The organism is Roseateles sp., from assembly GCF_039595595.1.
In the GTDB taxonomy this organism is placed as follows: Bacteria; Pseudomonadota; Gammaproteobacteria; order Burkholderiales; family Burkholderiaceae_C; genus Roseateles.
Genome location: NZ_JBCNLG010000012.1, coordinates 93,350 through 105,274, shown reverse-complemented (window position 1 = coordinate 105,274; position 11,925 = coordinate 93,350). Strand labels below are relative to the sequence as shown.

Sequence of the window (11,925 nt, the reverse complement as noted above, 5' to 3'; positions counted from 1 at the left end):
GCCACGCCATGACCCGCATCACCGATCTGCGCACCGTCGACGCGCGCTTCCCGACGTCCGCCCACCTGGATGGTTCGGACGCGATGAACCCCGATCCGGACTACTCGGCCGCCTACGTCATCCTCACGACCGACCGGCCGGGCCTGGAAGGCCATGGCCTGACCTTCACCATCGGGCGCGGCAACGACCTGTGCTGCCGCGCCATCGAGGCGATGCGGCATCTGGTCGTCGGCCTGGATCTGGACTGGATCGCCGCGGACATGGGGCGCTTCTGGCGGCACGTGACCTCGGACAGCCAACTGCGCTGGATCGGGCCCGACAAGGGCGCGATCCATCTGGCCACCGGCGCCGTCGTCAACGCCGTCTGGGACCTCTGGGCCAAGGCCGAGGGCAAGCCGCTGTGGCGGCTGGTCGCCGACATGAGCCCCGAGGAGCTGGTGCGCTGCATCGACTTCCGCTACCTCACCGACTGCATCACGCCCGGCGAGGCGCTCGCCTTGCTGACCCGCGCCGCCGAGGGCAAGGCCGACCGCCTGGCCCTGCTCGAGCGCGAGGGCTACCCCTGCTACACGACCTCGGCCGGCTGGCTCGGCTATCCGGACGACAAGCTCCGCCGCCTGTGCCAGGAGGCGGTGGACGCCGGCTTCAGCCATGTGAAGCTCAAAGTGGGCCGCGACCGCGAGGACGACATCCGCCGCCTGCGCATCGCCCGCGAGGTGCTCGGGCCCGATCGCCGCCTGATGATCGACGCCAACCAGGTCTGGGACGTGCCGGTCGCGATCGACTGGCTCCAGGACCTGGCCTTCGCGCGCCCCTGGTTCATCGAGGAACCCACCAGCCCCGATGACGTCGAGGGCCACCGCGCGATCCGCGAGGCGATCGCGCCGATGCGGGTCGCCACGGGCGAGATGTGCCAGAACCGCATCCTGTTCAAGCAGTTCATCATGCGCGGCGCCATCGACGTGGTGCAGATCGACAGCTGCCGCCTGGGCGGCGTCAACGAGATCCTGGCGGTGCTGCTGATGGCCGCCAAGCACGGCCTGCCGGTGTGCCCGCATGCCGGCGGCGTCGGCCTGTGCGAGTACGTGCAGCACCTGTCCGTCATCGATTTCCTGTGCGTCTCGGCCAGCCGCGAGGACCGGGTGATCGAGTACGTCGACCATCTGCATGAACACTTCGTCGACCCCTGCGTCGTGCGCGGCGCCGCCTATCTGCTGCCGACCGCGCCCGGCTTCTCCATCACGATGAAGCCCGAGTCGCTGGAGCGGCACCGCTTCCGCGGTTGAGCCATGGGCTCGGTGTTTTCACCGGTAAGACCAGATCTGTATTTTGAGAAACTGGTAAGACCAAATCAAGGGCCTTCAGAGCCTCGACGGACCCGCTGCTGATCCGGCGCCGCGGTCCTGACCATGGAGACAAGATGCTGAAGACGATGCCGCGGCCTGCGTCGCTGATCCATGCGCTGCTGGTCGCCTGCCTGGCGATCGCGGCCATGCTGCCTGCCGCCTCGCGCGCGCAGGAGTCACGCGAGCGCCTGTCGCTGGACGCCGGCTGGCTGTTCCATCGCGGCGAGGTGCCGCCGCCGCCCGTCAAGGGGCACGGCGCGAGCTATCACCAGGCCAAGGCCGGGGGCGCCGTGGGCGCCGGCGGCGCGGAGTTCGACGACTCCAGCTGGCGGCGCCTGGACCTGCCGCACGACTGGGCCATCGAGAACGCCTTCGACCCGGAGGAGAACGCCTCCCAGGGCTATCGCGCCCGGGGCATCGGCTGGTACCGCCGCTATCTGCAGCTGCCGGCATCCGACCGGGGCCGCCATATCGAGCTGCAGTTCGACGGTGTGGCCACGCACAGCACGGTGTGGGTCAACGGCATCGTGGTGAATCGCAACTGGTCCGGCTACAACGGCCGCGCCATCGACATCACGCCCTACCTGCGCTTCGGGGACGACATCAACAGCATCGCCGTGCGCGTCGACGCGGACGCCCAGGAAGGCTGGTGGTACGAGGGCGCCGGCATCTATCGCCACGTCTGGCTGGTCAAGCGCGATCCGCTGCACATCGCGACCGATGGCCTGTACGCCAATCCGGTGCAGCGCGGCGGCCGCTGGACGCTGCCCGTCGAGGTGCAGGTCGACAACAGCGGCGAGACCAGCCGCGGCGCGGTCGTCGCGCTCGAAGTGACCGGGCCCGACGGCAAGGCCGTCGCGCAGGGGGACACGCGGGTCAGCGTCGCCGCACTGGGATCCGAGACGGCGCGCCTGACGCTCCAGATTCCGCAGCCGCGGCTGTGGTCGCCGCGCTCGCCGCAGCTGTACCGGGTGCGCGCGGTGCTGCGCCAGCCCGGCGCCGGCCCGCTGCGCGAGATCGACCGCACCGAGCTGCACACCGGCTTGCGGACGCTGCGCTTCGACGCCGAGCGGGGCTTCTTCCTCAATGGCGAGCCGCTGAAGCTGCAAGGCGTGTGCATCCACCAGGACCACGCCGGTGTCGGCGTCGCGGTGCCCGAGGCGATCTGGGAGTTCCGCCTGCGCCGTCTGCAGGCGATGGGCGTGAACGCGGTCCGCTTCGCCCACAACGCGGTCGCGCCGGAAGTCATGGACCTGGCGGACCGCCTGGGCCTGCTGGTGATGGACGAGAACCGCAACTTCAATCCGAGCCCGGACACGATGGCGCAGCTGGAATGGCTGGTGCGGCGTGACCGCAACCGTCCAAGCGTGATCCTCTGGTCCATCTTCAACGAGGAGCCGCTGCAGGGCACCGCGCAGGGCCGCGAGATGGCCCGCCGCCTGGTCGCCGCGATCAAGCGGCTGGATCCGAGCCGGCCCGTCACCGCCGGCATGCACGACGGCCTCTTCGCCGAGCGCAACGCCTCGCAGGTGCTGGACGTGGCCGGCATCAACTACCAGGTCCACGCCTACGATCGCTTCCACCGCGAGCATCCCGGCCAGCCGATGACCAGCACCGAGGACACCTCCGCCTACATGACGCGCGGCGCCTGGCGCAGCGACCGTCAGGCGCAGGTCATGGGCAGCAGCGACGACGAGCCGGCCTCCTGGGGGCAGACCCACCGCGACGCGTGGCGCCACATCGCGGAGCGGCCATTCATGGCGGGCAGCTTCGTGTGGAGCGGCATCGACTACCACGGCGAGCCCACGCCCTTCCAATGGCCCAGCGCCTCCACCTTCTTCGGCGCGCTGGACCTGTGCGGCTTCCCGAAGGCGGCCTTCTACATCCACCAGGCGCAATGGGTGAAGGACCGGACCGTGGTCAAGGTGCTGCCGCATTGGAACTGGCCCGGCAGCGAAGGCCAGCCGGTGAAGGTGATGGTCGCCAGCAACGCGCCGCGCGTGCGGCTGCTGCTCAATGGCCAGCCGGTCGCCGAGCAGGCGCCGGACCGCGATGGCATCGTGAGCGCCGATGTGCCTTACGCGCCGGGACGGCTCGAGGCGGTCGCGCTGCAGGGCAGCCGCGAACTGGCCCGCGACGTGGTCGAGACCAGCGGCGCCCCGGCGCGTCTGGTGCTCACACCGGACCGCGCCGCGCTGGCCGGTGATGGCCGCGATGCCGTGGCCGTGACCGTCAGCGCGGTCGACGCCCAGGGGCGCCCAGTGCCCACCGCCAACCTGCGCGTGCGTTTCGAGATCACCGGCGCGGGCCGGCTGATCGGGGTCGGCAATGGCGATCCCAATTCGCATGAATCGTCCAAGGCGCCGGAGCGCTCGCTCTTCAACGGATTGGCGCAGGTGATCCTGCAGACGGACCGCGACGGCCAGGGCCCGCTGCGCCTGCGCGCGACGGCCGATGGGCTGGAAGGCGCCGACGCGGTGCTCGACGTGCGCCCCGCCCGGATCCCGGCGGTGCCGGGCGCGGAAGCGATCAGCCGCGTGGGCGGCTGGCGCATCTCGCCGCCGCAGGCCGCGCGCCCCGATCCCAACCAGGTGCTGGCCGAGAACGACATGAACAGCTGGGGCTGGGGCGAGCCGCCGATGCGGCAGGTGGCCGAGGGCAGCGTGTGGCGGGCCTATCGCACCTCGCTGCGGCTGCGCGCGGACCGCAACGACGGCCGTGGCCGCCTGCTGTTCCAGGAGATCGCGGGACAGGCCGAGGTCTGGGTCGACGGTGTCAAGCTCGGCGAGAAGACCTCGCCGGCGCCTGGCCCGCTCAGCCTGCCGATCGCCCAGGGCCCGGGCTGGCGCACGATGACCGTGCTGGTGCGCGCGTCAGCGGACGCGCCGTCGGGGCTCATCGGGCCGGTGTCGCTCGAACGCGGCGCGGCGCCCGCCTCGCCCTGACACAGGACCGCTCCGATGAACGCGCTGCCGTCCTCGGTTCCTGCCCCCGCGCTGCTCGGCATGCGTGGCGTGTGCAAGCGTTTCGACAACGTCGTCGCGCTGGCGGACGTGGCGCTGGACGTGCATCGCGGCGAGGTCCACGCGATCTGCGGCGAGAACGGCGCCGGCAAGTCGACGCTGATGAAGATCCTCAGCGGCGTGCAGGCGCCGGACCAGGGCGAGATCCACATCGACGGCCAGCCGGCGCGCATCGACAGCCTCGCGCGGGCGCAGGCCATGGGCATCGTGATGATCCACCAGGAGCTCAACCTGGTGCCGCACCTCACGGTGGCTGAGAACATCTGGCTGGGCCGCGAGCCGCGGCGCGGCTGGTTCGTCGACCGCGAGCGCCAGCGCGACGGCGCGCGCGCCTGCCTGGCGCGGCTGGGCGCGGACATCGATCCGGACGTCCTGGTCACGACGCTGCCGATCGCGCAGCGGCAGCTGGTGGAGATCGCCAAGGCGCTGTCGCTCCAGGCGCGGTTGCTGATCATGGACGAGCCCACCTCCTCACTCGGCGAGGCCGACGCGGCGCGCTTGCTGCAGGTCGTGCGCGAGCTGCGGCGCGAGGGCGTGGCCATCCTCTACATCTCGCACCGGCTGGATGAGCTGGGGGCGATCGCCGATCGCGTCACCGTGCTGCGCGACGGCCATCACATCGCCACGCGGCGCTGGGCGGACACCTCGATCGACGAGATCGTCAGCCTGATGGTGGGCCGCGAGCTCGACCAGCAGTTCCCGCCCGCCACGCGCCGCCCCGGCGCCGACCTGCTGCTGCGGGTACGCGGCCTGCACCGCCGCGGCGTCTTCGGGCCGCTGGATTTCGAGCTGCGTCGCGGCGAGATCCTCGGCTTCGCCGGCCTGATCGGCGCCGGCCGCACCGAGACCGCGCGCGCGCTGTTCGGCGCCGATCCGGTGGACGGCGGTGAGATCGCGCTTGGCGAACGCCTGTTGCGCATCCGCTGCCCGCGTGACGCGATCGAGGCCGGCCTCGCCTACGTCTCCGAGGACCGCAAGGCGCATGGCCTGGCGGTGGCCATGAGCGTCGCCCACAACATCACGATGGCCAACCTGGCGGCGCTGACCCGCGGGCCGGGCGTCATCGACGCGGCGCGCGAGCGGCAGACCGCCGAGCGCTTCATCGAGCAGTTGCAGATCCGCACGCCCTCGCCGGACCAGATCGCGCGGCTGCTGTCCGGCGGCAACCAGCAGAAGGTGGTCATCGCCAAGTGGCTGTTCCGCCAGGCGCGGGTGATCGTCTTCGACGAGCCCACGCGCGGCATCGACGTCGGCGCCAGGTACGCCCTCTACGCGCTGATGGACCAGCTCGCGGCGCAGGGCGTCGGCGTCGTGCTCATCAGCTCCGACCTGCCCGAGATCTTCGGCCTGACAGACCGCATCGCGGTGTTCCGCCAGGGCCGCATCGCCGGCGTGCTGGACACGCGCGGCAGCAGCCAGCAGGACGTGATGCGCCTGGCCTCGGTCGGGCCGGCCTCCCTTTCCCTCGCGCCGGACGCGGCGCCCGACACGGGTTCCCCATGAACGAACGACAGAAAGACCTGCTCCAGAAGTTCGCCGCGCTGGCCGGCCTGCTGCTGCTCGTGCTGGTGTTCTCGCTGACCAGCGGCGCCTTCTTCAGCGTGGGCAACGCGATGACGGTCTCGCTGCAGGTCACCACCATCGTCTACCTCGGCCTGGGCGCCACGCTGGTGATCCTCACCGGCGGCATCGACCTGTCGGTGGGCTCGGTGCTGGCGCTGTCCGGCGTCGTGGCCGGGCTGCTGGTCAAGCAGGGACTGCCGGTGGCGCCGGCGATGGCCGCCGGCATCGTGGTCGGCGGCCTGTGCGGCGCCGTCAACGGGCTGTGCGTGACGCGGCTGCGGCTGCCCCCCTTCATCGCGACGCTGGGCATGATGCTGGTCGCGCGCGGCCTGGCGCTGCAGCTGACCGATGCGCGCGCGATCTCGGGCCTGGGCGAGGCCTTTGGCGTGCTGGGCAACGGCGCGCTGTGGCGCATCGAGGAGATCGATGCGCAGGGCTTTCCGAACGTGATCTTCCCGGGCATCCCCTACCCGGTGCTGCTGATGGCGGCGCTGGCGCTGGTCGTGGGCCTGCTGCTGCGCCGCACGATGCTGGGCCGGCACCTGCATGCGGTGGGCTCCAACACGGAGGCCGCGCGGCTGTCGGGCGTCAACGTGAGCCGCGTCGCGATGTTCGCCTACGTCTGCTCCGGCGCGCTCGCCGGGCTTGCCGGCTGTGTGCTGATGTCGCGCCTGGTGACCGCGCAGCCCAACGAGGGCGTGATGTACGAGCTCGACGCCATCGCCGCCGCGGTCATCGGCGGGACCTCGCTGAGCGGCGGCGTGGGCAGCGTCTCGGGCACCGTCATCGGCGCCTTCGTCATCGGCATCCTGCGCAACGGCCTGAACATGAACGGCGTGTCGGCCTTCTCGCAGCAGATCATCATCGGCCTGGTCATCCTCGTCACCGTGTGGATCGACCAGCTCCGCAACCGGCGCTGAAGACCGGCCCATCCCCTCAGGAGACCCGCATGTCACGCACCCTGTCGTCCCTCTCCCCGTTCATGGCCGGCGCCCTGCGGCGCGCGCTGCTCGGTGCCGGCCTGGCGCTGCTCGGCGCGGCGGCCCAGGCCGGCGAGATCGCCGTCATCGTCAAGACCACGAACTCCAGCTTCTGGCAGAACGTCAACAAGGGCGCCGACGCGGCGATCAAGGAGACCGCCGGCCACACGCTGACCTTCTCCGGCCCGGCGTCGGAATCGGCGGTCGCCGACCAGGTCAACCTGGTGGAGAACGCCGTCAACCGCCGCGTCGCGGGCATCGTGCTCGCGCCGTCCGACCCCGACGCGCTGGTGCCGGCCATCAAGCGCGCGTGGGAGGCCCGCATCCCCGTGGTGCTGATCGACTCCCGGATCTCCGACGCCGGCGCGCGCTACTACCAGTCCTTCCTGTCCACCGACAACAGCGCCGCGGGCGAGCTTTGCGCCAAGGCCCTGATCGCCCGGATCGGGACCACCGGCAAGGTGGCGCTGATGTCCTACGTGGCCGGCGCGGGCTCCGAGGCGGATCGCGTCGGCGGCTTCAAGCGCTACCTGCAGGCGCATTCCAAGCTGGAGATCGTCGGCCCCTACTACTCCCAGTCGCAGATGGCCACGGCGATGAACCAGACCACCGACGTGCTGGCCGCGCATCGCGACCTCAAGGGCCTGTTCGGCGCCAACGAGCCGACCGCCGTGGGCATGGGACGCGCGCTGGTGCAGAGCGGCCGCGCCGGCCAGGTGGTGGCGATCGGCTTCGACGGCAACCAGGACCTGCAGAAGTTCGTCCAGGACGGCACGCTGGAGGGCATCGCGGTGCAGAGCTCGTTCCGCATGGGCTACCTGGGCGTGAAGACCATCGAGGAGCTGCTCCAGCGCAAGCCCGTGCCCAAGTTCCGCGACACCGGCGTGGTGTGGGTCAACAAGGGCAACCTGCAGTCGCCCGAGGCCCGGGCCGTCCTCTACTGATGTCCGCCGTGCTGACCGCCACCCCAGCCGCTCCCGCAGCCGCCCGCGCGCTGCCGCGCGCGGACCTGCGCCTGAGCCCGCTGGGTCTGGGCGCCGCCGCGCTCGCCGGGCTCTACGACGCGGTGGACGAGGCCACCGCCGCCGCGACGCTGCAGGCCGCCTGGGACGCGGGCCTGCGCTACATCGACACGGCGCCGTTCTACGGCTACACGCGCAGCGAGCGCCGCGTCGGCGCCTTCCTCGCCGGGCGGCCGCGCGACGGGCTGGTCCTGTCGACCAAGGTGGGGCGGCTGATGGAGCCGGACCTGCCGGCCCGCCCCGGCAGTGACGGCTGGGCCGATCCGCTGCCCTTCCGGCCGGTCTTCGACTACAGCCACGACGGCGTGATGCGCTCGTTCGAGGCCAGCCAGCAGCGCCTGGGCGGCGCGCGCATCGACCTGCTGCTGGTGCACGACATCGGCCGCGCCACGCATGGCGCCCAGCACGTCCGCCATTGGCGCGCGCTGACGCAGGGGGGCGGCTTCCGCGCGCTGGCGTCGCTGCGCAGCCAGGGCGCCGTGCGGGCCATCGGACTGGGCGTCAATGAATGGGAGGTGGCCTGGGACGCGTTGTCGGCCGCGCCGCTCGACTGCGTGCTGCTGGCGGGCCGCTACACGCTGCTGGAACAGGGCGCGCTGGGATTCCTGGACCGCTGCGCGGCCGACGGCGTGGGCGTCGTCATCGGCGGCCCGTTCAATTCCGGACTGCTGGCCGGCCAGGCCAGATACGACTACGGCAGCGTGCCGGCCGCGGTGCGCGAGCGCGCCGACGCGCTCGCCGCCGTCTGCGCCGAATGGGACGTGCCGGTGCCCGCAGCGGCGCTGCAGTTCCCGCTCGCCCATCCGGCGGTGGTCAGCGTGCTGTCGGGCATGCGTTCGCCGCAGCAGGTGGCAAGCAACGTGGCCTGGATGCATCAGGCGATCCCGCAAGCGCTGTGGCAGGCGCTGCGCGATCGCGGTCTGGTCCATGCGGATGCGCCGCTGCCTCGCGACCCGGGAGCGCCGGCATGAAGGTCGACGCGCACCAGCACTTCTGGCGCCTCGCGCAGCGCGAGGGCCAATGGCCCCCGCCCTCGCTGGCCGCCCTCCATCGGGACTTCGGCCCCGACGACCTCGAGCCGCAGCTGCGCGCCTGCGGCATCGACGCGACGGTGCTGGTGCAATCGCTGCCCAGCGCCGAGGACACGCGCTGGATGCTGGCGCTCGCCGCGGCGACGCCGTGGGTGCGGGGCGTGGTGGGCTGGGTCGACTTCAAGGCCGCCGACGCCCCGGCGCAGATCGAGGCGCTGGCCCGCGATCCCTTGCTCAAGGGCCTGCGGCCGATGCTGCAGGACCTGCCCGACGACGACTGGATCGCCGATCCGGCCTGCGATCCCGCCGCGCAGGCGATGACGCAGTCGGGCCTGGTCTTCGACGCGCTGGTGCTGCCGCGCCAGTTGCCGGGCCTGCGCCGCTTCGCCGCGCGCCATCCCGATCTGACCATCGTCATCGATCACGGCGCCAAGCCCTTCATCGCTCGCGGCGAGATGGCGCCCTGGCGCGACGATCTCGCCGCGCTGGCCGCCCTGCCCCGTGTCCACTGCAAGCTGTCCGGCCTGCTGACCGAGGCCGGAGACCGCCAAGGCGACGCGGCGCTGCTGCCCTATGTCCAGACGCTGTGGGAGCTGTTCGGCCCGCGCCGGCTGCTGTGGGGCAGTGACTGGCCCGTGCTGCGCCTGGCCGCGGACTATGCGCACTGGTGGGCGCAGGCGCAGCGTCTGGCGCAGCAGCTCCACCCAGCGCCCTCGCGCGCCGAACTCGAAGCCCTGTTCGGCGGCAATGCCGCCGCCCTCTACCGACTGCCGCCATGCTGACCGTCCTCTGCGAATCCCCGGGCCTGCTCGCCGTCCATGACCGCCCCAAACCGGAACGCCTTCCCGGCGAGGTGCTGCTGCGCGTGCGGCGCGTCGGCGTGTGCGGAACCGACCTGCACATCTTCACCGGCCACCAGCCCTATCTCGCCTATCCGCGGGTCATGGGCCACGAGCTCTCCGGCGTCGTCGAGGAGGCCGATCCCGACAGCGGCCTGCAGCCTGGCGACGCCGTCTATGCGATGCCTTATCTGTCCTGCGGCGACTGCATCGCCTGCCGGCAAGGCAAGTCCAACTGCTGCGTGCGAATGCAGGTGCTGGGCGTGCACCGTGACGGCGCCTTCACCGAGTACCTGAGCCTGCCCAGGCGCTTTGTCGGCAAGGCCGAGGGCCTCACGCTGGACCAGGCGGCGATGCTGGAGTTCCTGGCCGTGGGCGCGCACGCGGTGCGCCGCGGCGAGGTCGGCGTGGGCCAGCGCGTGCTGGTGGTCGGCGCGGGACCGATCGGGCTCGGCGTGATGATCTTCTCGGCGCTGCGCGGCGCCGCCGTCGCGGCGCTGGACAGCCGCGAGGAACGGTTGGACTTCGCGCTGCGGCACACCGGCATCGCGGCCGCGGTGCCGCTGGGCGACGGCGACGAGGACGAGCTCGCGCGCATCACCGACGGCGAGTTCTTCGATGTCGTCTTCGACGCCACCGGCAATCCCGCGGCGATGGAGCGCGGCTTCCGCTTCATCGCGCATGGCGGCCGCTACGTGCTCGTTTCCATCGTGCAGGGCGACATCCGCTTCTCCGATCCGGAGTTCCACAAGCGCGAGGCCACGCTGCTGAGCAGCCGCAACGCCACGGCCGAGGATTTCGCCACCGTGATCGCCGCGATGCGCCAGGGCCAGGTGCCGCACGCGGCGCTGGCCACGCATCGCCTGGCGCTGGACGACCTGCCGCGCAGCTTCCCCTCGCTGCTCGATCCGCGCCAGGGCGTGATCAAGGCGCTGGTCGAGTGCTGAGCGCCGCGATGGATGTCGAAATGAGTGTCGAGACGGCCGCGCCCTCGCCCATCCTGCAGTTCGGCACGGGCCGTTTCCTGCAGGCGCATGTGGGGCTCTTCGTCAGCGAGGCGGCGGAAAGCGGCGCGGCCCTGGGCGGCATCACCGTGGTCCAGAGCACCGATGACCCCGCCAGCACGCGCCGCGCGCAGGCCCTGGCCGGCGGAGAAGGCGTGCCCATCGTGCTGCGCGGCCTGGTGGCCGGCGTGCCGGTGGAAACACGCCGGATCAGCCGCTCCGTCCGCGAGATCCTGCACGCCGCCAGCGATTGGAACGCCGTGCGCGAACGCGTGCGCGGGCCGGTGCGCGTCATCGTGTCCAACACCGGCGACGACGGCTGGACGCTGTCCCTGCGCGATGGCCCGCCCCTGCTGGCTGCTGGCGCGGCCGCGCCGCAGTCCTTCCCCGCCCGCCTGCTCGTGCTGCTGCACGACCGCTGGCAGGCGGCGCCCGAGGCCGAACTCACCGTGCTGCCCTGCGAGCTGGTGTCGCGCAATGGCTCCGTGCTCGGCGACCTGGTCGTGGGTCAGGCGCGCGCGTGGCAGTGCCCCGCGCCCTTCATCGACTGGCTGCTGACGCACGTGGTGTGGGCCAACTCGCTGGTCGACCGCATCGTGGCGCAGGCGCTGGAGCCGGTCGGCGCGGTGGCCGAGCCCTACGCGCTGTGGGCCATCCAGGCGCAGCCCCGGCTGCAGCTGCCCTGCCGCCATCCCGCCATCGTCGTCACCGACGATCTGGCGCGCCACGAGCGGCTCAAGCTCTTCCTGCTCAACCTGGGCCACACGATGCTGGCGGAGCTCTGGCGCCTGTTCGAGCGGCCGGCCGGCATGACGGTCCGGCAGGCGATGGAGGACGGCGCGCTGCGCGAGCCGCTCGAGCGCACCTGGCTGGACGAGGTGCTGCCGGTGCTGGACGCGCTCGGCCAGGGCGACGAGGCGATCGCCTATCTGGGCAGCCTGCGCGACCGGCTGCTGAACCCGTTCCTGGAGCACCGGCTCGCCGACATCGCGCAGCACCACGCGCGCAAGAAGGCCCGGCGCCTGCTGCCGGTCGTGGAGCTGGCGCGCCGGCACACGCCCGGCCTGGCCCAGCCGCGGCTGCGCGCCGCGCTCAGGACCCCGTGATCAAGAGGAGC

Annotated in this window: 9 protein-coding genes; all 9 read left to right on the top strand. The window is 72.0% G+C overall.

Annotated elements, in window-relative coordinates; translation table 11 throughout:
* Window positions 1-8: 8 nt before the first annotated feature.
* The 9 genes from ABDW61_RS15755 to ABDW61_RS15715 all read left to right on the top strand — a co-directional run bounded on the left by ABDW61_RS15755 (window position 9) and on the right by ABDW61_RS15715 (window position 11,914).
* Complete coding sequence (locus tag ABDW61_RS15755) at window positions 9-1,286, top strand: L-fuconate dehydratase (protein ID WP_343639957.1); 1,278 nt, start codon at window positions 9-11, stop codon at window positions 1,284-1,286.
* Window positions 1,287-1,420: 134 nt separating this feature from the next.
* Window positions 1,421-4,291 (top strand): beta-galactosidase GalA, encoded by a 2,871-nt coding sequence (gene galA / locus ABDW61_RS15750; RefSeq protein WP_343639956.1) that lies wholly within the window; start codon window positions 1,421-1,423, stop codon window positions 4,289-4,291.
* A gap of 15 nt (window positions 4,292-4,306) precedes the next feature.
* The gene (locus ABDW61_RS15745; RefSeq protein WP_343639954.1) at window positions 4,307-5,872 is read left to right on the top strand and encodes a sugar ABC transporter ATP-binding protein; all 1,566 of its coding nucleotides are present in this window, start codon (window positions 4,307-4,309) and stop codon (window positions 5,870-5,872) included.
* Entirely contained in the window at window positions 5,869-6,852 is a 984-nt protein-coding gene (locus ABDW61_RS15740; protein ID WP_343639952.1) for an ABC transporter permease, read from the top strand. Before ABDW61_RS15745 ends, ABDW61_RS15740 begins: the two co-directional genes overlap by 4 nt.
* A gap of 62 nt (window positions 6,853-6,914) precedes the next feature.
* Complete coding sequence (locus ABDW61_RS15735; protein ID WP_343640038.1) at window positions 6,915-7,856, top strand: ABC transporter substrate-binding protein; 942 nt, start codon at window positions 6,915-6,917, stop codon at window positions 7,854-7,856.
* A gap of 8 nt (window positions 7,857-7,864) precedes the next feature.
* Window positions 7,865-8,905, top strand: a complete 1,041-nt coding sequence (locus ABDW61_RS15730) for an aldo/keto reductase (RefSeq protein WP_343639950.1) — start codon at window positions 7,865-7,867, stop codon at window positions 8,903-8,905.
* Window positions 8,902-9,747 (top strand): amidohydrolase family protein, encoded by an 846-nt coding sequence (locus ABDW61_RS15725; RefSeq protein WP_343639949.1) that lies wholly within the window; start codon window positions 8,902-8,904, stop codon window positions 9,745-9,747. The genes ABDW61_RS15730 and ABDW61_RS15725 overlap by 4 nt, the downstream gene beginning before the upstream one ends.
* A complete protein-coding gene (locus ABDW61_RS15720; RefSeq protein WP_343639948.1) occupies window positions 9,741-10,751 on the top strand; it encodes a zinc-binding alcohol dehydrogenase family protein in 1,011 nt (336 codons plus the stop codon). The genes ABDW61_RS15725 and ABDW61_RS15720 overlap by 7 nt, the downstream gene beginning before the upstream one ends.
* 20 nt (window positions 10,752-10,771) lie before the next feature.
* Window positions 10,772-11,914 (top strand): mannitol dehydrogenase family protein, encoded by a 1,143-nt coding sequence (locus tag ABDW61_RS15715; RefSeq protein ID WP_343639947.1) that lies wholly within the window; start codon window positions 10,772-10,774, stop codon window positions 11,912-11,914.
* Window positions 11,915-11,925 lie beyond the last annotated feature (11 nt).

What these genes read in the sequence shown, in the direction of transcription:
- ABDW61_RS15755 (WP_343639957.1), top strand. Translation starts at nt 9, where the DNA reads ATGACCCGCATCACCGATCTGCGCACCGTCGACGCGCGCTTCCCGACG.
- ABDW61_RS15715 (WP_343639947.1), top strand. Translation starts at nt 10,772, where the DNA reads ATGAGTGTCGAGACGGCCGCGCCCTCGCCCATCCTGCAGTTCGGCACG.
- galA (WP_343639956.1), top strand. Translation starts at nt 1,421, where the DNA reads ATGCTGAAGACGATGCCGCGGCCTGCGTCGCTGATCCATGCGCTGCTG.
- ABDW61_RS15740 (WP_343639952.1), top strand. Translation starts at nt 5,869, where the DNA reads ATGAACGAACGACAGAAAGACCTGCTCCAGAAGTTCGCCGCGCTGGCC.
- ABDW61_RS15720 (WP_343639948.1), top strand. Translation starts at nt 9,741, where the DNA reads ATGCTGACCGTCCTCTGCGAATCCCCGGGCCTGCTCGCCGTCCATGAC.
- ABDW61_RS15745 (WP_343639954.1), top strand. Translation starts at nt 4,307, where the DNA reads ATGAACGCGCTGCCGTCCTCGGTTCCTGCCCCCGCGCTGCTCGGCATG.
- ABDW61_RS15725 (WP_343639949.1), top strand. Translation starts at nt 8,902, where the DNA reads ATGAAGGTCGACGCGCACCAGCACTTCTGGCGCCTCGCGCAGCGCGAG.
- ABDW61_RS15735 (WP_343640038.1), top strand. Translation starts at nt 6,915, where the DNA reads ATGGCCGGCGCCCTGCGGCGCGCGCTGCTCGGTGCCGGCCTGGCGCTG.